The sequence below is a fragment of the Aeromonas sp. 600479 genome (assembly GCF_049175515.1).
Taxonomy (GTDB): Bacteria; Pseudomonadota; Gammaproteobacteria; order Enterobacterales; family Aeromonadaceae; genus Aeromonas; species Aeromonas veronii_A.
In genome coordinates, this window is record NZ_JAAKVF010000001.1 from 367,913 (window position 1) to 391,998 (window position 24,086).

The 24,086-nt window shown below is 59.7% G+C and carries 19 protein-coding genes and 1 riboswitch; of the genes, 9 read left to right on the top strand and 10 right to left on the bottom strand.

Features of this window, described 5'->3' with window-relative positions; translation table 11 throughout:
- Positions 1-41: 41 nt before the first annotated feature.
- Positions 42-1,277, bottom strand: a complete 1,236-nt coding sequence (locus tag G5149_RS01625; RefSeq protein ID WP_421211285.1) for a lipoprotein-releasing ABC transporter permease subunit — start codon at positions 1,275-1,277, stop codon at positions 42-44.
- 76 nt (positions 1,278-1,353) lie between these two features.
- On the opposite strand from G5149_RS01625, the gene G5149_RS01630 reads away from it, so the two are divergent.
- Positions 1,354-1,929 carry a hypothetical protein gene (locus G5149_RS01630; protein ID WP_005351323.1) on the top strand — a complete coding sequence of 192 codons (576 nt, stop codon included), beginning with the start codon at positions 1,354-1,356 and terminating at the stop codon, positions 1,927-1,929.
- Between the two features lie 56 nt (positions 1,930-1,985).
- Positions 1,986-5,453: a transcription-repair coupling factor gene (gene mfd, locus G5149_RS01635; RefSeq protein ID WP_216980300.1), complete on the top strand. Its 3,468-nt coding sequence runs from the start codon at positions 1,986-1,988 to the stop codon at positions 5,451-5,453.
- Between the two features lie 100 nt (positions 5,454-5,553).
- Here mfd and fbp read toward each other — a convergent pair whose 3' ends face one another.
- Entirely contained in the window at positions 5,554-6,588 is a 1,035-nt protein-coding gene (gene fbp / locus G5149_RS01640) for a class 1 fructose-bisphosphatase (RefSeq protein ID WP_216963118.1), read from the bottom strand.
- Between the two features lie 381 nt (positions 6,589-6,969).
- Between fbp and G5149_RS01645 the strand changes: the two genes are divergently transcribed.
- Positions 6,970-8,586 (top strand): peptide ABC transporter substrate-binding protein, encoded by a 1,617-nt coding sequence (locus G5149_RS01645; protein ID WP_421211287.1) that lies wholly within the window; start codon positions 6,970-6,972, stop codon positions 8,584-8,586.
- 105 nt (positions 8,587-8,691) lie between these two features.
- Here G5149_RS01645 and G5149_RS01650 read toward each other — a convergent pair whose 3' ends face one another.
- From G5149_RS01650 to sixA, 3 genes are all read right to left on the bottom strand, one after another.
- Positions 8,692-9,609, bottom strand: coding sequence for a DMT family transporter (locus G5149_RS01650; RefSeq protein WP_421211289.1), 918 nt, complete (start codon positions 9,607-9,609; stop codon positions 8,692-8,694).
- A 164-nt stretch (positions 9,610-9,773) separates the two neighbouring features.
- Complete coding sequence (locus G5149_RS01655) at positions 9,774-9,980, bottom strand: DUF1107 domain-containing protein (protein ID WP_005336998.1); 207 nt, start codon at positions 9,978-9,980, stop codon at positions 9,774-9,776.
- Positions 9,981-10,113: 133 nt separating this feature from the next.
- On the bottom strand, positions 10,114-10,581 hold the full coding sequence (gene sixA, locus G5149_RS01660) for a phosphohistidine phosphatase SixA (protein ID WP_021230584.1): 468 nt from the start codon (positions 10,579-10,581) through the stop codon (positions 10,114-10,116).
- 162 nt (positions 10,582-10,743) lie between these two features.
- On the opposite strand from sixA, the gene G5149_RS01665 reads away from it, so the two are divergent.
- Positions 10,744-13,530, top strand: coding sequence for an insulinase family protein (locus G5149_RS01665; protein WP_421211291.1), 2,787 nt, complete (start codon positions 10,744-10,746; stop codon positions 13,528-13,530).
- Positions 13,531-13,860: 330 nt separating this feature from the next.
- On the opposite strand, the gene G5149_RS01670 is transcribed toward G5149_RS01665, so the two are convergent.
- From G5149_RS01670 to G5149_RS01680, 3 genes are all read right to left on the bottom strand, one after another.
- A complete protein-coding gene (locus G5149_RS01670; RefSeq protein ID WP_421211293.1) occupies positions 13,861-14,508 on the bottom strand; it encodes a thiopurine S-methyltransferase in 648 nt (215 codons plus the stop codon).
- 198 nt (positions 14,509-14,706) lie between these two features.
- Positions 14,707-16,077, bottom strand: coding sequence for a leucine-rich repeat-containing protein kinase family protein (locus G5149_RS01675; protein WP_337072122.1), 1,371 nt, complete (start codon positions 16,075-16,077; stop codon positions 14,707-14,709).
- Between the two features lie 251 nt (positions 16,078-16,328).
- Positions 16,329-17,120 carry an alpha/beta fold hydrolase gene (locus G5149_RS01680; protein WP_421211295.1) on the bottom strand — a complete coding sequence of 264 codons (792 nt, stop codon included), beginning with the start codon at positions 17,118-17,120 and terminating at the stop codon, positions 16,329-16,331.
- Between the two features lie 117 nt (positions 17,121-17,237).
- Here G5149_RS01680 and G5149_RS01685 point away from each other — a divergent pair, with 117 nt between their 5' ends.
- From G5149_RS01685 to G5149_RS01695, 3 genes are read left to right on the top strand one after another with little or no spacing between them, the layout of a single operon-like run.
- Positions 17,238-17,621, top strand: a complete 384-nt coding sequence (locus G5149_RS01685; RefSeq protein WP_216978622.1) for an MmcQ/YjbR family DNA-binding protein — start codon at positions 17,238-17,240, stop codon at positions 17,619-17,621.
- Positions 17,618-18,094, top strand: coding sequence for a GNAT family N-acetyltransferase (locus G5149_RS01690; protein ID WP_337072121.1), 477 nt, complete (start codon positions 17,618-17,620; stop codon positions 18,092-18,094). The genes G5149_RS01685 and G5149_RS01690 overlap by 4 nt, the downstream gene beginning before the upstream one ends.
- A gap of 57 nt (positions 18,095-18,151) precedes the next feature.
- Positions 18,152-18,487: a DUF3802 family protein gene (locus tag G5149_RS01695; protein ID WP_216978620.1), complete on the top strand. Its 336-nt coding sequence runs from the start codon at positions 18,152-18,154 to the stop codon at positions 18,485-18,487.
- Between the two features lie 245 nt (positions 18,488-18,732).
- On the opposite strand, the gene msrA is transcribed toward G5149_RS01695, so the two are convergent.
- Positions 18,733-19,365, bottom strand: a complete 633-nt coding sequence (gene msrA / locus G5149_RS01700) for a peptide-methionine (S)-S-oxide reductase MsrA (RefSeq protein WP_005352745.1) — start codon at positions 19,363-19,365, stop codon at positions 18,733-18,735.
- A 270-nt stretch (positions 19,366-19,635) separates the two neighbouring features.
- Here msrA and argA point away from each other — a divergent pair, with 270 nt between their 5' ends.
- Positions 19,636-20,964: an amino-acid N-acetyltransferase gene (argA, locus tag G5149_RS01705; RefSeq protein ID WP_005345063.1), complete on the top strand. Its 1,329-nt coding sequence runs from the start codon at positions 19,636-19,638 to the stop codon at positions 20,962-20,964.
- Between the two features lie 107 nt (positions 20,965-21,071).
- Positions 21,072-21,295: riboswitch (Lysine riboswitch) on the top strand.
- Positions 21,296-21,385: 90 nt separating this feature from the next.
- Positions 21,386-22,738 (top strand): lysine-sensitive aspartokinase 3, encoded by a 1,353-nt coding sequence (lysC, locus tag G5149_RS01710; protein WP_337072120.1) that lies wholly within the window; start codon positions 21,386-21,388, stop codon positions 22,736-22,738.
- A gap of 82 nt (positions 22,739-22,820) precedes the next feature.
- Here the strand turns inward: lysC and G5149_RS01715 are convergent, their stop codons facing one another.
- The gene (locus G5149_RS01715) at positions 22,821-23,906 is read right to left on the bottom strand and encodes a hypothetical protein (RefSeq protein ID WP_216978618.1); all 1,086 of its coding nucleotides are present in this window, start codon (positions 23,904-23,906) and stop codon (positions 22,821-22,823) included.
- Between the last annotated feature and the right edge of the window lie 180 nt (positions 23,907-24,086).

Below are 24,086 nucleotides of genomic sequence, written 5' to 3' on the forward strand. Positions count from 1 at the left end.
TCGCACCGGAGGTAACAACAGAAGATGTATTATTCACGGCATTACTCATAACGCAGCGCCTCGGCCGGTTTAACCCGCGCAGCGCGGGCCGCCGGATAGAGGGTGGCACTGAAGCTCAGCAGCACGGCGCCCAGCAAGATGGTGATGACCTGAGCAGGCTCGACAATGACCGGTAGACCGCTGCCCCCCGCCGCCATATAGAGGTTGAGCCCCACCGCATTGAGCAGGGGGTTGAGACCCAAGGAGAGCGCAAGGCCCGCCAGTCCGCCAAACAGGGCGCCAATCACCCCGCTGGAGGCGCCGAGCACCATGAAAATTTTAACGATCCCCGATTCACTCATACCCATAGTGCGCAGGATGGCCACTTCGCCCTCCTTGTCCGTCACCACCATCACCAGCGCGGAGAGGATGTTGAAGGTGGCGACGGCGATGATCAGCACCAGCATCAGCCCCATCATCCGCTTTTCCATGGCGACCGCCTGGAACAGCTCGCCCCGCTCGCGGCGCCAATCCTGCCAGACCAATCCGTCGGGCAACGGCGTCTTGATCACCTCATCGGCCGCAAAGGGATCATCGAGCCAGAGGCGAATGCCACCGACGGTTTCTGGCGGCAGACGCAGCAGCCGCTGGGCATCCCCCAGCGCGATCAACGCAATCTGGTTATCCACATCGGCGCCGACCCCGAAGATGCCGGAGACGGTAAAGAGGCGCTGGGCCGGTACCCGACCAAACGGGGTGAAGCGGGTCCCTTCAGTCAGGATCAGACGAACCTGATCGCCGATGGAGACATTGAGGCGGCGTGCCACTCCCTGCCCCAGCACGATGCGGTAGTGGCCGGCCTGCAGGGTATCGAGGCGCCCCCCCAGCATCTGGCTGTGAAGGATGTCATCCTTGGGCCACTTAGCAGGGTCGATCCCCTGCACGCTCACCCCGGTCAGCTGGCCGGGGCTTTGCAGCATCCCTTCGCTGTCGAGCATGGGAGCCGAGGCAACCACATGGGGTAAGTTGGCCAGATCCGGCAAGCCTTGCGGGTCTGCATCAATACGGCCAGCCTGGTTGGTCACCACCACATGGGGGATCACCCCGAGGATGCGCCCTTTGAGCTGCCCTTCGAAACCGTTCATCACCGAAATGACCACCATCAGGGCGGCAACCCCGATGGCGATGCCAAAGGTAGAGAACAGGGAGATAAATGAGACGAAGCGATTGCTGCGCTTCGAGCCTGCATAACGCAGGCCGATGGCCAGCGAAAGGGGCTGAAAAAGTCCGGTCTTCAAGGATATGTACGTTGCCAACAAAATAAGATACCGGATAATAAAGGGAAACCGTCCATGACAACAAGGGATAGCCTCCATGCAGGAACAGTTCTTCAGCGTCACTCATGCCACGCCGGTCAATGTGATCCCCATGCCGGCCGACTTCCACCTCCCCTCGCTGGAGGAGCTGGACGCTGAGCTGCCGGAGCCCTTTCGGATCTCTTCGGCCATTACCTCCATCGATCTGGTGACCACCCGCCTGCTGCGCAACCAGAACGAGTCGATGCACGATCTGATCGAGATCGTTAATCAGCAGTCCCGCAAGATCGACATGATCATGGGCTATGTACTCTCCCTGCAGGACCATCCGGAGCAGCGCTTTCACACCCTGCGCTTCGGGGCTGGCCAGCTCACCTACCTCCACCCCTATCATGATCACGGGGATGCACCGCACCTGCACCAGATCGTCCGCCTCAAGATTTTCCTGCGGGAAGAGGCGGCCGCCATCTACTGCTATGGCCAGGTCAAACAGCTCGACGGCGGTGAACATGGCACCCATGTGCAGCTCGACTATGTGCGGATCCGCGAAGATGACCGTGAACTGCTGGTTCGTGCCAGCCTCCACGTGCAATCGAAACAGCTCAAGCTGCGCGCCCAAGAGCGTCAGCGCTAACCAGAGCGAACGTCAGCGATAGATAACGTCAACGTTAAAAGAATCGAACCATGCCAATGACACTCCCCGCCTTGCCCGCCAAAGCGGGCCAAAAGATCACGCTCGGCCAGCTGGTCGGCAGCAGCCTCTCGCTGATTGCAGCCCGTCTCACCAGTGAAGCCAAGGGGCCGGTACTGCTTATCACCGCCGATACCCCGAGCGCCCTGCGCCTGGAGCAGGAGCTTCAGTACTTGCTGGCAGGCAAGCAGCCAGCCGCTCAATCCGTTCCCGTATTGCTGTTCCCCGATTGGGAGACCCTGCCCTACGACACCTTCTCTCCCCATCAGGACATCATCTCCCAGCGGCTCGAGACTCTCTACAAGCTACCGCAGATGAGCAAGGGGGTGCTGATTGTCCCCATCTCCACCCTGATGTTGCGCTGCGCCCCCCGGGTCTATCTCGACAAATACAGCCTGATGGTGAAGGCCGGCCAACGCCTCAATCTGCAACAGTTGCGCGGGCGGCTGGCCGAGGCGGGTTACGTGGCGGTGGATCAGGTGCTGGAACATGGCGAATTTGCCGCCCGCGGCTCCCTGCTCGATCTCTTCCCCATGGGCAGTAGCAGCCCCTATCGCATCGACTTCTTCGACGATGAAGTGGACTCCATCCGCCCGTTCGATCCCGAAACCCAGCGCTCCAGCGAACCGGTCAAGACGGTCAGCCTGCTGCCCGCCCGGGAATACCCTACCGACGAGGCGGCCATCGAACTGTTTCGCGGCCAGTTCCGCGAGCAGTTCGAGCTGTCGCGGGCCGAGGGTTCCGTCTATCAGGAGGTGAGCAAGGGGCGCTGGCCCGCCGGCATCGAGTATTATCTGCCGCTCTTTTTCAACCAGACCGCCAGCCTGTTTGACTACCTGCCGGAAGAGACCCTGCTGCTCACTGTGGGGGATATCTACCCCGCCGCCCAGCGTTTCTGGAACGATATCGGCCAGCGCTATGAAGACAGACGCTGGGACAACACTCGCCCCCTGCTACCCCCGGCCCAGCTCTATCTGCCGGTGGAGCAGCTCTTTGCCTCTCTGGGCCAATATGGTGCGGTGCGGCTGCAAGAGTCCGCTACCGCCGGTGATGCTGGTCAGCACGATCTGCCCATCTCCGCGCTGCCCGACCTGCAACTCGATCACAGCAAAGAGCAACCCCTGCTGGCGCTCAACCAGTTCCTCCAAGGTTTTGCCGGGCGCACCCTGTTTGCGGTGGAATCCGAAGGACGGCGGGAGGTACTCGGCGATCTGCTGGCGCGTATCTCACTGCAACCCAAGGAGTTCCCCTCTCTCGACGCCTTTATGGCGAGCCCGGATCGCCACGGCCTGCTGGTTGCACCGCTTGAGCGTGGCTTCCTGTGGCAGGAGGTCGGTCAGGATCCACTGGCGCTGATCACCGAGACCGAACTGCTGGGCGGCAAGGTGCGCAGCAAGCGGGCGCGGGAGAAGAGCAAGAACCTGAGCTCCGATGCGGTGATCAGAAACCTGGGCGAGCTGACCCAGGGTCAGCCAGTGGTCCATCTGGATCACGGGGTCGGCCGCTATCTGGGGCTCGAAACCATCGATGCCGGTGGCCTGCCCACCGAGTTTTTGACCCTCGAATATGCCGGCGGCGACAAGCTGTTCGTGCCGGTTACCAGTTTGCACCTTATCAGCCGCTACACCGGTTCTGATAACCCGCCCAGCCACAAGCTCGGCGGTGAAGCCTGGAGCAAGGCGCGGCGCAAGGCGGCGGAGAAGGTGCGCGACGTGGCAGCCGAGCTGCTGGATGTCTACGCTCATCGCGCCGCTCGCGCCGGTTTTGCCTTCAAGCACGACAAAGAGGCCTATCGCCAGTTTGCCGCCAGCTTCCCGTTCGAGGAGACCGACGATCAGCTCAACGCTATCAATGCAGTGCTGGGGGACATGTGTCAGGCCAAGAGCATGGATAGACTGGTGTGCGGCGACGTCGGTTTCGGCAAGACCGAAGTGGCGATGCGGGCAGCGTTTGTGGCTGTACACGGCGGCAAGCAGGTTGCCGTGCTGGTGCCCACCACCCTGCTGGCGCAACAGCACTACGACAACTTCCGCGACCGCTTCGCCAACTGGCCGGTGCGGGTCGAGGTGCTGAGCCGCTTCCGCTCCGCTAAAGAGCAGAGCGCAGTGATGAAGGAATTGGCCGAAGGCAAGGTGGACATCATCATCGGCACCCACAAGCTGCTCGGCTCCGAACTCACCTTCAAGGATCTGGGGCTGCTCATCGTCGATGAGGAGCACAGATTCGGGGTACGCCAGAAGGAGAAGATCAAGGCGCTGCGGGCCGATGTGGATATCCTCACCCTCACCGCCACTCCTATTCCACGCACCCTCAATATGGCAATGTCCGGCATGCGGGATCTCTCCATCATCGCCACGCCGCCCGCCAAGCGACTCGCCATCAAGACCTTCGTGCGCCAGCACGAACCGGCGGTGGTGCGCGAGGCTGTGCTGCGGGAACTCAAGCGCGGCGGTCAGGTTTACTACCTGCACAATGACGTGGAGAGCATCGAGAAGTGCGCCGCCGATCTTGCCGAATTAGTGCCCGAGGCCCGCATCGGCATCGCCCACGGCCAGATGCGCGAGCGCGAGCTTGAGCGGATCATGTCCGACTTCTACCACCAGCGCTTTAACCTGCTGGTCTGCACCACCATTATCGAAACCGGCATCGACGTGCCGAGCGCCAACACCATCATCATGGATCGGGCGGATCATCTCGGACTGGCCCAACTGCACCAGCTACGGGGCCGGGTTGGCCGCTCCCACCATCAGGCCTACGCCTATCTGCTCACCCCCCATCCCAAGCTGATGACCAAGGATGCGGCCAAGCGGCTTGAGGCGATCGCCTCGCTTGAAGATCTCGGCGCCGGTTTTGCGCTGGCGACCCACGACCTGGAGATCCGTGGTGCAGGCGAACTACTCGGCGACGATCAGAGCGGCCAGATTGAATCAGTCGGCTTCACCCTCTACATGGAGATGCTGGAGCAGGCGGTCGAGGCGCTGAAAAATGGCAAAGAGCCGTCGCTCGAGCAGCTGATGAGCCAGCACACCGAGGTGGAGCTGCGCCTGCCTGCGCTGCTGCCGGATGACTATATTCCGGACGTCAACATGCGCCTCTCCATGTACAAGCGGATCGCCAGTGCGGCGGACGAGCAGGAGCTGCGCGAGCTGAAAGTGGAGCTGATCGACCGTTTCGGCCTCTTGCCGGAGGCGACCAAAACCCTGCTGGAGCTGGCTGCCTTCCGCCAGCGGGCCACCGCCCTTGGCATTCGCCGGGTGGAGATGAGCGAGCGCGGCGGCTATCTCGACTTCACCCAGGAGACCAAGGTTAATCCGGCCTATCTGGTCAAGCTGCTCTCCAGCCAGCCCCGGGTCTACAAGATGGACGGGCCGACCCGGCTGCGTTTCCAGGTGCCGACCCAGGATCGTGCGATGCGCCTGAAACTGGTCGATGGTTTGCTGGCTGATCTGGCCAACAACAGCCTGTGAATCTCTGCAACGCTGGCGTCGACCCAGACAGATAACGCCAACTAAAACGGGAGCCAAATCGGCTCCCGTTTTTGATTTGCTATCTGACTACTGCGTACGTTCAGTTCTGATTGGCCGGATCCTCATGGGCAGAGAACTCGCGCATAAAGGCCTCGGCGCGCTCCACCATTTTGGTCGAGCCAACGAAGTAAGGGGTACGCTGGTGCAGCGCGGTGGGCTGGATATCCATGATCCGGCCAAAGCCATCGGAGGCCTTGCCACCGGCCTGTTCCACCAGAAACGCCATCGGGTTGCACTCATAGAGCAAGCGCAGCTTGCCATTCGGCGAGTTGGTGCCGGACGGATAGATGTAGATGCCGCCCTTGAGCAGGTTGCGATGGAAATCGGAAACCAGGGATCCGATATAGCGGGAGGTGTAGGGTCTGTGGGTCGCCTCATCGCGCTCCTGACAATATTTCAGGTACTTCTTCACCCCGTCCGGGAACTTGATGTAGTTGCCCTCATTGATGGAATAGATCTTGCCCTCTTCCGGGATGCGGATGTTCTCGTGAGAGAGGCAGAAGCAACCGATGGAAGGATCGTAGGTAAAGCCGTTGACGCCAAAGCCGGTGGTGTAGACCAGCATGGTGGAGGAGCCGTAAACCACATAACCGGCGGCGACCTGACGGTTGCCCGGTTGGAGGAAGTCCTCCAGCGTCACCGGCGATCCCTGCGGGCTCAATCGGCGGTAGATGGAGAAGATGGTCCCGACCGAGACGTTGACGTCGATATTGGAAGATCCATCGAGGGGGTCGATCAGCACCACATACTTGGAGTTTTTGGAGAGTGGTGAGTCAAAGGCCACGAAGTCCTCTTCCTCTTCCGAAGCCATACCACACACTTCGCCACGAGCTTCCAGTGCTGCCTTGAAACGTTCATTGGCGTAGACATCCAGCTTCTGCTGCACCTCACCCTGTACGTTTTCAGCGCCCATGGAGCCGATGATGTCAGCCAGCCCCGCCTTGTTTATCTCCCTGTTCACCACCTTGGCAGCGAGACGAATCGAGCTGAGCAACGAGGTCAACTCGCCGGTCGCAGTAGGATAATCTGCCTGCTTTTTGACGATGAACTCGCCCATGGTGATCATGTTTCGCATTTTTGGTCCTTTAAGATCATTTCCGTTGGCATTGAAAACGTTTGCAAGCATCGACAAAAAAAGCCGATCCTCGGCCGCTTTGTTTTGTAACCTAATGTAACGTCTGTTTTTTATTTTTGCAGCGAATTAAGCAGCCTGATAAATAGCCAATTTCCCCTTGCCCGATGATCATTCATGCTTTTTGCACGGTGTCATTCGATTACTTGCACCCCCTTAATTCGTGGTAATAACCTGCAGCAAGCCATAAGCTGACTGACCTTGAACCATTAAAAATGGAGTCTGATGGGCCTGTGCAGGCCTCAGCCATTGCCTCTTGAGATCCAATCGCCAATCCAGCACACTGATTTCGCTTTGGAAGCAAATAAAACTCAAGGATTATCAATGAACAAGACTCTCATTGCCGGCATGGTAGCCGGACTGTTTGCCCTTCCCGCCTGGGCTGCCCAAGTGCCTGCCGGTACCAAGCTGCTGCCAGATGCCCAACAAATCTATGTGACCAATATCGGCACCGAGCCCACTACCATCGACCCCCAGCTGGTGGAAGAGAGTGCCGGTAGCGAGATCGTCAACGATCTGTTTGAAGGGCTCTATGTACTGGATGGCAAGGGTAAACCCCAACCCGCAGGCGCTCTAAGCTACGACATCGACAACACCGGTACTGTATACACCTTCAAGCTGAGGCCGGAGGCCAAATGGTCAAACGGAGAGCCGGTCACTGCCGCAGATTATGTCTATGGCTGGCAACGGGCGGCCGACCCCAAGACCGCCTCCAACTACGCCTGGTTTATCGAATTGATGGGTATCACCAATGCCGGTGAGGTGATCCAGGGCAAGAAGAGCCCGGATACGCTGGGTGTCAAGGCACTGGATGACCATACTCTGCAGGTCACCCTTAACACTCCGGTCCCCTTCTTCCTGAAGATGCTGGCTCACTACACCACCTTCCCGGCCCCCAGAGCCACCATCGAAAAATTCGGCAAGGAGTGGGTCAAACCGGGCAACATCGTCTCCAACGGCGCCTTTGTGCTCAAGGAGTGGACCCCCAACGAGCGGCTGAGTGCCGAGCGCAATACCCACTACTGGGACAACCAGCACACCGTCCTGAACAAGGTGGTCTATCTGGAGATCGTCTCCGAAACCGCCGCTTACAACCGCTACCGCACCGGCGAGCTGCACTACACCACCTACCCACTGGAGCAGTACAAGCACATCAAGAGCCAGAGCCCTCAAGATCTGGTCAGCGCTCCCATGCTCGCCACCTATTACTATGTGTTCAATGTGAACCGTAAACCGTTCGATGATCCCAAGGTTCGCAAGGCGCTCTCGCTGGCCATCGATCGGGAAACCATTACCGACAAGATCCTGGGACAGGGACAGCTACCCGCCTTCAGCCTGACCCCACCGAGTGTCGATGGCTTCGATTTGAAAAAACCGGCCAGCCAGCAGCAGAGCAAAGAGGAGCGGATCAAGCAGGCCAACGCCCTGTTGGTCGAAGCGGGTTATGGCCCGGACAAACCGCTCAGCGTGGATATCCTCTACAACACCAACGAGAGCCATAAAAAGATCGCGCTGGCTGTCTCCTCCATGTGGAAACACAACCTGGGGGTCACCGCCACCCTCAACAACATGGAGTGGAAAACCATGGTCTCGGCACTGAACGAGGGGGATTTCGGGGTGAGTCGCTACTCCTGGAACGGGGACTATAACGATGCCTCCACCTTCCTCGATATCCTGACCTCCAGCAGCAGTGCCAACAGCGGCAAGTGGTTCAACAAGGAGTACGATGCCCTGCTGGCCAAGGCTCACGACTCGCAGGATGCAGCCGAGCGCAATCAGCTCTACCAGCAGGCAGAAGCACTGATCGAGGCTGACGCCCCTATCGCGCCGCTCTACTTCTACGTCAAATCGCGACTGCTCAAGCCGTTCGTCAAGGGTTATCCCTATGAGAGCCCGCAAGACATCGTCTATAGCCGGGACCTCTATCTGGTCGCCCAGTAACCGGTCTGGCACTACCTGATCATAAAAAAAGCGCCTGCATTGCTGCAGGCGCTTTTTCATTGGCGGCCAGCGGGCCATTGGGCCCACTTACGCGTTCGCGCAAGCTTACTCTTCGGGACAGGGCGCCAACGCCCCCCGGCGACTCCCCGCCACCACCGGACGCACCAGCAGCTGTGCCAGCAAAACACCCAGCAGAGTCAGACCGCCCCCGATCAGGTGATAGCTGGTCAGCCGCTCGCCCAGCAGGGTGATGGCAAGGCCAGCCGTCATCACCGGCAGCAGGTTCATAAAAATGGCGGTACGGTTGGCGCCGAGCAGGGTGATCCCCTGCATCCAGAGCCAGGGACAGAGTGCCGAGGCAGGGATCCCCGCATAGAAGATCAGCCAGAGCGCCCGCCCCTCGGGCAGCTGACCATCCACCAGCAGAAAGAAGGGGGTCAGGATCACCACACTGCAGAGCACCTGACCATAGAGCAGCGACCAGTTGTCGAGCCCCAGCTCCCACTTCTTGAGCAGCACGCTATAGAGGGCATAAGTACCCGCCGAGAGCAGCATGTAGACCGAGCCGATATGAATACCCTGGGTAAACAGCCGGGTAGGATCCCCCTGCCCCAGCAAGATAGACAAGCCGAGGATCGAGAGCAGCGCCCCCAGCACGGCACCCCAAGTGGGCAGCTCGCGCAGCAGCCAGATGCTAAGCAACACCGTCAACAGTGGCGTCAGCCCCATCATCAACCCCATCTCGGTGGCCCCCATGGTTTGCGCCGCGTAGTAACCAAAGGTCTGGTTGAGCACCATGCCCAGCAGCGCCAGCATGGCGATCTGCCAAAGACCAGCACACAGGCGAGCGCGTACACGCCATACCCGACGGGCCAGAAACGGGCTTAATACCAAGGCAGCCACCACCCAACGTGACCAGGCCAAGGCCGCGGGGGACAACATGCCGACCGCCAGTTTGCTGACGATGCCATTGCCAGCCCAGATGGCAATGCAGGAGAAGGGAAACAGAATGGCAAGGGGCATGAAACGATCCAGACCGAAGAGACAACAGCGGGCCAGTATAGGGAGCGACGGAAAATAAACAAAGGTGCGGAGCTGACCAGGCATCGCGCGAAAGCCAGTCGCCAGAAACAAATATGCCCGCAAAGGTGCGGGCATATCAGTGCAGAAACAGGTTCAGAAGCGCATCACGCGGCATCCATGTGCAATCTTGAGATCAGCTCGTTGACCTCGGTGACTGTCTGGCGGTGGGGAATATCCGCCGGATTTGGCATCAGCAACAAACCGGATTGGAAATCAAACCGCCCCCGACCATGAATGTAAATCCGACCTTTAAAGAAGGTTTTGACATGCTTTGCCACCATCAGTGGCAGGTACTTCTTGAACACTCTCATCGTTTGCAACCTCTTGCAGTTGTATCCGTATGACAGCAGCTTCTGCGAATTAATTCCGAAAAACATTTATAAAAATCCGGAAAACTCGCCCATCTCTTCCCAAAAAATTCAATCTATAACTTTTTATTAACTTTTAGCCTATTGTATGCGGCCCTTCGAGCCAGAGCAAGGCTCCTTTGCCATCATGCCACTCGATACAGGCAATCCCCGAAGTGGCGAACATGGGTGCTCCTGCGGCCGGGCAGAGGCTTTGCACCAGATAACCCACCAGAGGCAGATGGCTGACCATCAGGATCTGGTCATGTTGCTCAGCCAGAGTAGTGAGGTAGCTGGCCACGAAAGCGGGATCACCATAGGGAGTAATGTCGCCACTCTCTTCAACGGCTGCGGCGTCAGGTAACTCACTGCATATAGCTTGCCAGGTCTGGCGTGCCCGCAGATAGTTGCTGTGAATCACCCGATCCAGCGGGCCAATCAGCTGAGGCGCCAGCCAGCGAGCCATCTGGATAGACTCTTCAATACCCTGCTCGGTCAATGGACGCTGTTCATCTGTTTTCGCATTCATGCCAGCCTGGCCATGACGCATGATATAGATCTTCATTACAACCTCGCCCAAAGGGCCTGTTTTGATAGCCGGGGGATCTTACCCCGCTACGGGTGTGGAAACAATTGCGCTACCTCTCAGAAAAGGGTTTGCCTGACGGGATAGCGGGGTCGATAATCATGTTTAAATTCAAATAAATCCAACGTGAGTCACACGCCAATGAGCCCATATGCCAGTCCCAATGACCATCGGCAATACCATTTTCTGGAGCTGGCTAACCGGCTCAGGGTCTTGTTGATTTGTGATCCCGACACCGACAAATCCGCCGCCTCGCTAGCGGTCAATACCGGCCATTTTGACGATCCCGCCGACCGGCAGGGAATGGCCCATTTTCTGGAGCACATGCTGTTTCTCGGCACCTGCACCTACCCCAAGCCTGGTGAGTACCAGCAATTTATGAGCCGTCATGGCGGCAGCAACAACGCCTGGACCGGCACCGAGTTCACCAACTTCTTCTTCGAGATCGACAACGGCTTCTTCGAAGCGGGGCTGGATCGCTTCTCCCAGTTTTTTATCTGCCCCACCTTTGATCCGGAGTGGGTGGACAAGGAGCGCAACGCGGTCGACTCCGAGTATCGCCTCAAGCTGCAGGACGACATGCGCCGCAGCTATCAGGTGCATAAAGAGACAGTCAACCCGGCGCACCCCTTCTCCAAGTTCTCGGTGGGCAACCTCGATACCCTGGCCGATCTGCCGGGACGGGATCTGCGCTCCGACCTTATCCGTTTTTACGAAAGCCACTACAGCGCGGATCGCATGGCACTGGTGATGATCTCGCCGGAATCCATCGATACCCAGTTGCAGTGGTGCTGTCGCTACTTTGCTCCCATTTTGAATCACAATTTGGGAACCCCGACCCTCACCATGCCGCTCTACCGGCTCGACGATCTCGGCGTGCGCATCCACATCAATCCGGTCAAGGAGACCCGCAAGCTGTCGCTCAGCTTCCCCTTGCCTAATGTGGACGAGTTTTACGACAAAAAGCCCCTCACCTTCCTGAGCCATCTGATTGGCTACGAGGGGGATGGCAGCCTGCTCTCCCTGCTCAAGGCGAAAGGCTGGGTCAACCAGCTCTCGGCGGGCGGTGGCATCAGTGGCGCCAACTTCAAGGATTTTGGCGTCAACTTCGGCCTCACCCCTCTGGGCCTTGAGCATGTGGACGACATCCTCGCCGCCCTGTTTGGCTATCTGAAACTGATCGGCCGCGAAGGGCTGCAGAGCTGGCGCTATGACGAAAAACGGACCGTGCTCGAATCGGCGTTCCGCTTTCAGGAGCGCGGCCGCCCCCTCGATACAGTGTCGGGGCTGGTGCTCAACCTCTTTAGCTACAAACCTGAGGATCTGCTCTACGGCGACTACATGATGCGCGAATATGACGAGGGGCTGATCCGCCGCTTCCTCGCCAAGCTCACCCCGCACAACCTGCGTATCACCATCACTGCGCCGGAAGTGGCAACCGATCGGCTGGCCCGCTGGTATCAGACCCCCTACAGCGTGGAAACCATTACCGAGGCCGAGAAAATTCGCTGGCAGCAGAGCGAGCCGGATCCGGCGCTGGCGCTGCCCAAACCCAACCCCTTTATCAGCAGCCGACTCGATCCGCGTACGCCAGAGCTTACGGCCGACATGCCCGCCTGCCTTATCGATCGCCCCGGTTTTCGCCTCTGGCACCTCCATGAGCACCTGTTCAGCGTGCCCAAGGGCAATCTCTACATCTCCATCGACAGCGAACATGCGGTCAAAAATCCGCGCAATATCGCCATGGCGCGCCTTGCCGTGGAGCTGTTGGCAGACCACCTCAACGCCCTCACCTATCCGGCGGAGCTGGCGGGGCTGGGCTACCAGATCTATGCCCATCAGGGGGGCTTTACCATCAACCTGAGCGGTTTTGCCGACAAGCAGCCGCTGTTGCTCGACATGATCCTCGGCAACCGCACGCTGGGGTATCCGGATCCGGGCCGCTTCGCCGAGATCAAAGAGCAGCTCATCCGCAACTGGGACAACCAGTCCAAGGCGCGCCCCATCTCCCAGCTCTTTAACCAGCTCACCAGTTTGCTGCAACCGAACAACCCGCCGTTCGAGCAGTTGCTGCGCCACCTGCGCACCGTCGAGCTGGAGGAGATGCCCGGCTTCGTGGCCCAGCTGTTTGGCGAGGTGCATGTCGAGGCGCTGGTACACGGCGACTGGACTGCCGCCGAAGCGCTGGAGCTGGCCGCCCTGATGGAGCGCCACCTGAGCGATATCAATGGCACCAGCAGCAAGCCGAGCGGCGAGACCCGTCGTCCGCTCATCTCCATTCAGGACAGGGGCACCCTTATTCGCGAGCAGGGTTGCGATCACGAAGACTCGGCACTGCTGGTCTACTACCAGTCCCGTACCACCCGGGCGCGGGATCTCGCCTGCTTTACCCTGGCGAACCACATCATGTCCTCTACTTTCTTCCACGAGCTGCGCACCCGCCAGCAACTGGGGTATGTGGTGGGTGCCGGCAACCTGCCCCTCAATCGCCATCCGGGGCTGATCTTCTATATCCAGTCGCCGGTGGCGGGGCCGCAGATCCTGCTCGATGCGGTGGAGGAGTTTATCGACCTCTTCCCGCTGGCCATGCTCGAATTTACCGAGCAGCAGTGGCAAGAGAGCAAGGCGGGGCTGCAAGCCCAGCTGAGCGAGCGGGATGCCAACCTGCGCAGTCGCGGCCAGCGGTTGTGGGTCAGTATTGGCAACAAGGACCTGGGGTTCGATCAGCGGGAACGGGTCTGCGATGAGGTGGGCAAGTTGAGCCGCGCCGATCTGGTGCGCTTTATCACCCAGCTGCGCTCGCGCACCTCCGATCGGCTGATCCTCTGCAGCTATGGTCAGGGGCACGAACATGACGAGCGGATCACCGGCCAGTTTATCGATGATCCACGGGCATTTCGGCTCAATGCCGCCACCTTCGAGGCCTGATCAGGCCTCGACATCCTCCATTTTCCTGCCCGCGGCAAATCACAGACAATAAAAAGCCGACCCATCAGGGTCGGCTGGAAAAACCATAACAATTGCGACCAAAGCCGCCAAAAGTGAACATGAGCGTGAAAATCAGACACTGAGTTGCTGATCAGCAAGCGGGAAAGACCCGATACTCGCTTTGCAATGCCAACAGTGATTGAGAAACAGCCTCATATTAGGCACTCCCCCCGCCAATCACGTTGATCTACGTCAAAGGAGGTAGCGAAGAGCGCATAGCCCGATGATTTGTCGGCGCAGATCACCCTTTGCTCGCCCGTTAGCTGCCCGTTAACCCCGGCGAACCAGCCGGTAGGCTACCTCATCGAAGTAGGAGAGCTGGCCCGACAACACCCGCGGGTGATCCACCTCGGCGGCGCGCCCCAGCACCTCGATACGAAAATCGCGCTCAAACAGGGCTCGCACCTCCATCTCACCCACCGAGAAGGGGGGCTGACTCTGCTGCTCCGGCTGATATTCAAGGGTCACCAGCAGGATCTGGCCGCCGGTCTCGACCAGCGAACTGATCAGGGCTGCATACTGGCGGCGCATCGCGGTCGGCAGGGCGATCAGCGCCGCGCGATCATAGACCAGCCGGTAACAGCGACCCAGACTGGAGGCGGCGAAAAAATCCCCCTGAAAAATGCGCAGGCTGTCCACCTGATGACACTGATAAGGGCCTACTTCGCTCACGGTCGCGGCGAGCTGGTTTTCACTGAAGAACTGGCTGACGGCAAGGCTCGATAGCTCGAAACCGTCGACCGGATGGCCCTGAGCGCTCAGCCAGAGCATGTCACGGGACTTGCCGCACAGGGGAACCAGCACCGGCTCGTCCGCTTGCTGGGCTGACCACCAGGATTGCAGCCAGTGGTTGAAGTCCGCCTGATGAAAGCCAATCCGGTTCTCTTCCCAACGCTGATGCCAAAACGCAGCTTCCATCGTTATTACCCTTCTGTACTAAAGATGCCTCAATATCACAACTTAACCGGCACCGCGCAACCCTCTGCCCTCCCCTTTTTGCCGCGCAGCCTCGGCGTGTTATCGGGAGAATGGCGGGACGTCACCTTGCCGTGCGCCTCGCTGTCGCAATGAGCGCTATTGGCTGCGTTTATAACGTGCCTGCCAACGTCAATTAGATCACGACAGCGTGGCGCGAGCGGCCGCCAGCTGACGCTCGATATAAGCAAAATCGGGGCGTTCGGCGGGGAGTTCCGAGAGGCAGGCCGCTTTGAGCTGATGCAACCCATCAAGCAGTGAGTCTTGCGTATCGCAATGGGCCAGCAGCTCCTCCAGCAGGCAACCAAAGGCGCGCACTTCCAGTCGCTCAAGGCCCATGGCCCGCTCGCGGTCGCAGCGGTCATATAAGGAAGCGGCGCCAAAATCCCCCAGCAGGGCGCGAGCCGGCGCGTCAGAACCGCGGGCAAACAGAATATTGTGGCCGTAGAGATCCCCGTGCATGATGCCCGCGCGATGCAGATGGCCCTCCACCGAGGCGATGCCGTGGGCCATCGCCAGCGCATCCGGCACACTCAGATGCAGCCCCTCTGGATAGACATCCCGGGTGCAGGAGTCCAGGCTCGGCGGCCCGGCCAGATTGACAAAGGCCGGGTCGATCAGCTCCATCACCAGCGCCGGAATACCGGAGGGGTGATCAGCCACCTTGCCTATCACCTTGATAAGGTTGGGATGAGTGCCCGCCGCCAGCGATGCCGCCATCTCGCAGCGGGGCAACCCGTCGCTGGTCACCGCCCCCTTGAACAGCTTGACCGCCACCTGACTGGCATCGGCTCCGCCGCTCGCCTGAGTCACTTCATCAGCAGGATTACCCACAAGGGTGGCGCGATGGATAACGCCGGATGCTCCCTGCCCCAGCAGCTCGCCCAGCGCCAGCGTATCCCAGGCAAGGGGAGCGACATGGGCATCATCGATGGCCCGCGCCTCCGCCCCTTCGCTAAAGGGGTTGCCGGAGTAGGCGAGCCATGCAAGGCGCGGCAGCGAGAGCAGCCACTCGGGGAAGCGTTCGATGCGGTTGGCGGCGATGCGCAGCAGCTCCAGATTGCGGCAGTTGGCAAGACTTGCCGGCAACTCGCGCAGGCGGTTGCCCGCCAGCATCAGCTTTTGCAGGGCGTCGCACTGGCCCAACTCATCGGGCAACTGTTCAATTGCGTTATCGGTCAGGATCAGCCAGCGCAAACCGGCGGGCAGCGCCTTGGCCGACACGGTGGCAATCTGGTTATCCTTAAAGCCCACCATGGTCAGCGCCGGGCAGCGTCCCAGCACCTCGGGCAGCTCGGTAAAGCGGTTCTCGGAGCAGAAGATAATGCGCAGTTTGCCAAACCCGGCCAGCTCGTCGGGGAGCGCGCTTAGCTGGTTGCCGGTGAGATCCAGCACCTCCAGCGTCTCTTTCAGGCTCAAAATCTCGGAGGGGAAAACCGCAAGGTTTTCAGAGAGCTTCAAATGGCGGGCACCGCACAATTCACCCGCGCGCAGCTGTTCCAGAGTATGCATAACCGTTTCTCAATCCTGATGATCTGCCTGATGACGTAGCCAGCCATCAGCGCGCGCCGAACCCGGGTCCGGCGATTTTAAAGGGGGGCATTATAAAGAATCAGAGGGGCAGATCACCCCTTGTAGCTTGAAAGTATGCGGCTTATACGATCGCCAAGACAGCGACATCTATTGCACGTTGGCAGCGCTTTGCTCACGGCCTGCTTGCAATGCCGCTGTAGCATGACCTGAATGCACAGCGTAACGAATCCTTATTTCCGTCCGCACCCCAGCGATTGAATAAATACCAGCGTACGACGATTAAACTGTTCCGGCTGCTCCACATTGCAGACATGGCCGCACCGCTGGATCACCGCCAACGAGGAGCTGGCATCGATGGCCACCTGTTCGCGCACCGGTGCCAGAAACATATGATCCTCCTCCCCCATCACATAGAGGGTGGGAATGGGCAGGGAGCGTTCGCGAAAATAGCGCATCAGCGGGTTGACCTCGGTGGCGAGGCGGAACCAGCGCTTGAACTCTTTCTGGCAGAGCTTGCGGGCCTCGCGCACAAAGAGGTTGCGCGACTCCTGATGGTGCTGGCGCGGCATGATGATGAAGGCAAACAGCCGGTAGAGCCACATATAGGGCAGGAAGTGCTGGCCGAGTCGGCCCAGCTGCACCAGCACCCGCGATCGGATATCGAGCCGCAGGATGGCGCCCCCCAGTACCATGCTCTTGACCCGCTCCGGGCAGAGCTCGGCCAGATGGCGAATCAGGATGGTACCAAGGGAGATGCCGACAAAGTGGGCGCGGCGGATATCGAGATGATCGAGCAGCCGAACGATATCTTCGGTCACTTCCCGAAAGCTGTAGTGGCCCTTGACCACCTGTTGCAGCTGGTGGGACTGGCCGTGGCCGCGCAAGTCCAGCAGCAGCACATTGAAGTGCTCGCGATAGGCGCGCAGCTGCTTGAACCAGATGGAGGAGCTGCCACCGGCGCCGTGGACAAACACCACCCAATCCCGCTCGGGACCCAGTTCGAAAGTCTTGTGATACAACATCCAATAGGCTCCCTTGGTGATGGGGGGTATACTCGGCTGGCGCATATTAACAGAACAGGCCCGCCGATAGATATGCGCCTGACATGACCCGGATCACCCCTTGCGCGAGAACCCACCATGGATTTGACCCGTTTGCGCCACTTTCTGCTCTCCCTGCCGGGCACCACCGAAGATACACCGTTTGGCCCGGAGATCCTGGTCTACCGCATCGCGGGCAAGATGTTCGCGCTGGTGGATTGGCAGGCCGAGCCGCTTACCATCAACCTCAAGTGCGAGCCCGAGCTGGCGTTGCTGCTGCGCGAGATCCACCCCGAGGTCAAACCGGGCTGGCATATGAACAAACAACACTGGAACACAGTGACCCTGAACAGCACCTTGCCGGATGATCTCTGGCAAGGCTGGGTGCTCCACTCCTATGAGCGGGTTGTCGCGGGTTTGCCCAAAGCCAAACGGCCACAGGCGCCGCGCACCCTCTCCCCCACTGACGACCCAACCTTATGACGCCAGCACTGCGTATTATCCCCCTTGACGAGACACATATCCCCGCCCTCGTGACCCTGTTTGAGCAGGCGGTGCGACGCAGCGGCCCCGAGCACTACAGCGCAGAACAGGTGGAGCAGTGGGCCCTCGGTTCACAGCATCCGGGCTTTGTCGGCCAGCTGCGTGAACACCACGGCTGGGTGGCAGAGCAGGCAAATGTGCCCCTCGGTTTTGTCACTCTGAGCTCCGATGGCCACCTCAGTCTGCTCTATGTGAGCGCCGACCATCAGCGCCAGGGACTGGGCAATCTGTTACTCACCACGGCGCTCGCGGGAGCCAGAGGGCTCGGTCTGACGCTCATCACCACCGAGGCCAGCGCCTTCAGTTATGAGCTATTTTTACGACATGGCTTTACGTTGACCGGGCTGGAGTGCGTGGAGCGGGGCGGAGTCAGTTTTACTCGCCATCGCCTGCACTGCAGCTTGCCAAGCTAGAGCAAGCCACTAAAATACGCTCAATTTTCGTATTGTTACTGTATTGAGGCAGCAACCATGGTGGTAGAAAGTGAAGGCTATATCTCGCTGATCGAGTATCTGGTGGAGAGTTTGGGATTGTTTGAATCCCAACAGCAGAGCGATGGTGAAGAGACCATCGAAGACCTGGTCAGTGGCCGTGTTGCCAGCAACCTGATGGCCATTTGCGAACAAAACCCCCAGCTCGATCCCAAGGTGCGTTTCGCCATCATGCAGGAGGCCGACGCCGTGGTCGCCGATCTGGAAGAGGTGCTCTCTGCTGTCTGGCTGCGCGCCCCGACCCCGGAACAAAAAACCTTCCTCATCGAATTTATCGATCTCATCAAGAACCTGTTCGACAGCGCGATCGCCTGACCGATCGCCCCTCCCGAGCGAAAACAAGCAGATATGAAAAGGGCCGCCTTGGTGGGCAGCCCTGCTTGCTATCATTTTCAACCCGCCAGTGCGTTCATTCATCAGGCGGTTATCAAGGCAAGAAATGTGTCTGGACTTTGCATCCGATCCCTGGACGCTACCTAGTTAGTCCCGACTGGTCGCAATAAGTTCCCTCCTCCGACCATTTATTTTCACTTTTATTAAGAAATCGACTACAAACCTGTTCAGCGGTTCAGGCTTGGCGGCAAACAGACTCCAATGCCACCCAATCCGCAGTAGCCATCCGGATTTTTCTCCAGATATTGCTGATGGTAATCCTCGGCGTAGTAGAAGGGCGCCAGCGGCAGAATGCGGGTGGTAATGGCACGACTGTCGCCGCTTGCCGCCATCGCCTGCTGATAGGCCGCCATGCTCTGCTGGGCAATGATCTGCTGGCTCTCATCGCCATAGAAGATCACCGAGCGATACTGGGTACCAATGTCCCCGCCCTGACGCATCCCCTGCGCCGGATCGTGCTGCTCCCAGAACAGTCTGAGCAGATCGCCGTAGCTGATCACCGCCGGATCAAACACCACCTGCACCGTCTCGGCATGACCGGTCAGGCCGCTGCACACCTCTTTGTAGGTGGGGTTCTGGGTCACACCGCCCTGATAACCGGCCGCGGTGGAATAGACGCCCGGCTGCTGCCAGAACAGGCGCTCCACGCCCCAGAAACAGCCCATACCAAACCAGGCGATCTCCATGTTCTCGGGCCAGGGACCCTGGGTCGGGTTGCCATTCACCGCATGCTGCTGACCAATCACCATCGCTTCGCGTCGTCCCGGCAGGGCATCTGCCGGTGAAATAATCTGTTCCATGAATTCTGTCCTTGTATAAAACCCTGTGAAATCACACAGCTGACGAAAAGGAGCATCGAAGATAGCAGTTTATCGCGCTGGATCAACCGGCGGGCCCCTCCCCGCTCGCCCCAACAGCCATCTGCGCTTCCAACCATCCTTTCCCGATCTGCACGGCCAAGCCGCCCCTCGTAGAGACCAGAAACGGCCAAAATCAATATTTAGTCTTGATTTGTGAATTAATTTTCATATATTGAGCCAATCGCTGTTTTTTTATGGAAGAAATATCAAGTGCGTGAACGCGAACCCAGTCTGGTCAATGCCTTCCGGCAATCCACCCCCTATGTCAATGTGCATCGGGGTGCCACCTTTGTGCTGATGATGGGGGGAGAAGCCATCTGCCACCCCAACTTCGCCAATATCGTCAGCGATATCGCCCTGCTGCAGACACTGGGCATACGCCTGGTGCTGGTGTTTGGTTCACGTCCGCAAAACGATGAGGCGCTGGCCCGCGCCGGTATCGAGGCCCAGTATCACAAGCGGATCCGGGTCACCGATGACGAGAGTTTCACCATCATCAAACAGGTGTGTGGCGGCCTGCAATATGACATCACCGCCCAGCTCTCCATGGGGCTCGCGAACACCCCCATGCAGGGGGCGCGGATCAGTGTGGTGAGCGGCAACTTCGTCACTGCCCAGCCACTGGGGGTGGATGATGGCATCGACTTTTGCCACAGCGGCCGGGTGCGCCGCATCGACGTGGAGGGGATCACCCGCCAGCTCGATCAGAAGAGTCTGGTGCTCATCTCCCCCATCGGCTGCTCGGTCACCGGCGAGAGCTTTAACCTGAGCTCCGAAGAGGTGGCCCGCCGGGTGGCGGTCGATCTCAAGGCAGACAAGCTCATCTGCTTTAGCAGCACCCAGGGGGTGATGGACAGGCGCGGCGAAGCCATCTCCGAGCTCTTCCCCGAGCAGGCCGAAGAGCTGCTGGTGGAGCTGGAGCAGGCAGGGGAAGAGATGTCCGGCACAGCACGCTATCTGCGCGCGGCCATTGCCTCCTGCCGCGGCGGGGTGCCCCGCTCCCATCTGGTGAGCTATCAGGATGATGGCGCCATGCTGCAGGAGCTGTTCAGCCGTGACGGCCTCGGCACCCAGATAGTTCGGGAAAGCGCCGAACAGGCCCGCGCCGCCACCATCGAGGATATCGGCGGCATTCTGGATCTGATCCGCCCGCTGGAGGAGGAAGGGATTCTGGTGCGCCGCTCCCGCGAGCAGCTGGAGATGGAGATCGACAAGTTCACCATCATTGAGCGCGATGGCCTCATCATCGGCTGCGCGGCCCTCTACTGCTTTATGGAAGAGGCGATGGCGGAGATGGCCTGCGTCGCCATACACCCCGACTACCGCAACTCCAACCGGGGGGATCAGTTAGTGGCCAAGGTGGCCGAGCGGGCCAAGCGGCTCGGCATCCGCCGCCTGTTCGTGCTTACCACCCGCTCCATCCACTGGTTCCGGGAGCGGGGCTTTGATCCGCTGGAAGTGGAAGATCTGCCGGTGGCGCGCCAGCGTCTCTACAACTGGCAGCGCCGTTCCAAGGTTTTGTCAAAGACCATTGCCTAAGTCATTGATCCTGCGTTGAGTTAGCTGACAATTTGAACTTTTTCACAAACTCGATTGACAGTGCAATCCAACGCAGGGTATTTCTAAATGCACTCCACCACCCTGGTGGAGCCAGAAGAGGAGCGCTGCCCAGGCAGCCCAAGGGAGGACGCCAGCGTCCGGTGAACTTGGGTCAGGGGGAGCAGCGCCGAGACGAGTGAGGAGACTGGTAACCTCAACGTCGGCTGCGGGGGCTGAATCCCCCGGGTTGTCATCGGTAGTGATCATCCCCCACCGCGCCCTGTCAGGGGCGGTACGGGATGGGCTCTGCAGGTGGAGTGCTTCTGGCCGGGATAGCTTCGTTCATTCCTGCCATTTTCAGCCTCCTCCTCTCTTTTTTGCCCGATGGAACCGGAATCTTAAAATAAGACAGGAGTAAGCAATGAGCCCGATCAATGTCGCCAAGTTTGGCGGAACCAGTGTCGCCAACTTCCCGGCCATGAATCACTGCGCCGATATCGTGCTGGCCAATCCCGCCACGCGGGTGGTGGTACTGAGCGCCAGCGCCGGTGTCACCAACCTGCTGGTCGCTCTGGCACAAGGTGAGCTGGACGAAGCGGGCCGCGACGAGCAGCTGGCCAAGCTGTCCGACATTCAACAGGCAATTCTGGCCGACCTTGGCCACCCCGCCGAAGTGACGGCGCTGATCCACGATCAACTCGGCGAGATCCGCACCATGTCGCAGCAGGCCAGCCAGCAGACCGATGCCGAACTGGCTGATCGCCTCATCGCCTGTGGCGAGCTGATGTCTACCCGTCTCTTTACCGAACTGCTGCGCCAGCGCGGCGTCAAGGCCCACTGGCAGGATGTGCGCCAGCTGATGCGCACCGACAGCCGCTTTGGCAAGGCCACCGTCGATCTGGCCACCACCCGTACCCTCTGCCAGCAGACGCTGGGCCCGCAGCTGGGCGACAGCCTCATCATCACCCAGGGCTTTATCGGTGCCGATGGCGATGGCCGCACCACCACGCTGGGTCGTGGCGGCTCCGACTACAGCGCCGCCCTGCTCGCCGAAGCGCTCGATGCCGCCAGTATCGAGATCTGGACCGATGTGCCCGGCATCTACACCACGGATCCGCGCCTCGTCACCCGCGCCCGCCCCATTCCCGAAATCAGCTTTGTCGAAGCGGCCGAGATGGCCACCTTCGGCGCCAAAGTGCTGCACCCTGCCACCCTGCAACCGGCGGTGCGCCAGAATATTCCGGTGTTTGTCGGCTCCGCCAAGGATCCTGCCGCCAGTGGTACCTGGATCCGTGCCAGCACAGATTCAAGCCCGCTGTTTCGCGCCGTCGCCCTGCGCCGCCAGCAGGTGCTGGTGACCCTGCACAGCCTCAATATGTTCCACGCCTACGGCTTTCTGGCCGAAGTGTTCGGCATTCTGGCCCGTCACCGCATCTCGGTGGATCTCATCACTACCTCGGAAGTGAGCGTGTCATTGACGCTGGATCACACCGGCAGCCAGAGCAACGGCGAGCCGATCCTGAGCGACAAGGTACTGGCCGAGCTGGGGCAACTCTGCAAGGTGGAGGTGGAAACCGGTCTGGCACTGGTGGCGCTGATCGGCAACCGGATGAGCGAAGTGAACGGGGTGGGCAGTCAGGTCTTTGACGCCCTGCGCGAGCACAACATCCGGATGATCTGCTACGGCGCCAGCGCCCATAACCTCTGCTTCCTGGTCAAGGAGAGTGAGGCGGGCAATATCGTCAACCGCCTCCATCAGGAGTTGCTGGACTGACCCTCACCGCGATGCGGTTCCTACCATGCAACAGGGCGCCGACAAGGCGCCCTGTTTATTTATGTATCACTGACGTATTGGCTCAGGCAAAGCTGGTGGCGGGCAACTGGCAGGCCACGGCTTCGCGGCGCAGCTGCTGCAAGCGGGCCAGCAGCCCGGTCTGGCCAAGCTCCGTCTGTTGAGATGAGAGATTGTCCACCAGCAGCGGATAGTGATCCGTTACCGCCTGCTCCAGCCAGTCAAGACGACGCAGGGTCAGCGGGCCGCAGCTCTGGCCGCTCAGATCATCGGCCACATCGAGCTGGTGGCTGCGATACATGTCCCGCCACCAGTTGGCGGCCAGCGCCTCGTCACTCGCCAGCGCGGTGCTCCACTCCCCCTGCAGGGCTTGCAAGCGGGCCAGCACAGGGGCACTTGCCCCTTCGCGGATCAGGTGATGGATCTCCCGTTTGACCCATTTCAGACAAAGCTCGCGCCAATAGCGAAATTGCGGCAAGGGATCGGCCTCATCGAGCCAGAGCCCCGAGAGAGTGCGGGTCTCCAGCCGCTCCGGCACATGGAACTGCGAGTCGACCAGACCATTGGAGTTGTATTCAAAGCGGGGGTCAAAGGTCCACATATAGCCAAAGTCGAACACGCAGATCTGCTCGCCATCATCGAGCAGGTTGCCAGGGCTCGGGTCCCAGTCAAACCAGCCCCAGCGGGCCAGCTCACCCTGCACCTCCAGCATCTGGGCCAGATTGCGCTCGTTGAGCTGATGGACCGGCACACCCCGCAACCAGGGGGAAACCAGCACTCCAGCCCGCGCCGAGCCAAAGCTGGTGCAGACCACATGGGAGAGGATGGTGGGATGCAGCTCGCGCAGCGCCTCGATTTCACGCCGCCGTTCCAGCTCGGTGAGGAAAGCGGTCTTGCCATCAAGGTTGGCTACCAGCGAATCCTGACGCCGCCGCTTGAGGCACCAGTGATGCCCCTCTACCTTGAGGTGAAACACCTCGGCGGTAAGACCGTGGCGATAGACCTTGACCACCGCGGGATGAGTATCCTTTAGTTTGGTCAGCTGGGCCAGTGGCAGCGGACAGTCGCGCTCGCGTCCGATCCGGATCTCTTCCTTGCTCTCCAGCATGCGCAGTAATCTGGCCTGACGCGCCATCACCTTAGGATTCATACATGTACCTCCTGTCGCTATTGAGAGCCTAAACAGCACACCCCTCCCAAGCCAGTGGCAAAACCCCATGATGACGCTTTCATCACATATTCCGAACAACCCCTCGATCGGGATCACAATTTGCAAGGTTGAGCTGTAACCAAATATTCATTAAGTGGTCATTAAATTGACAAGTTGGAA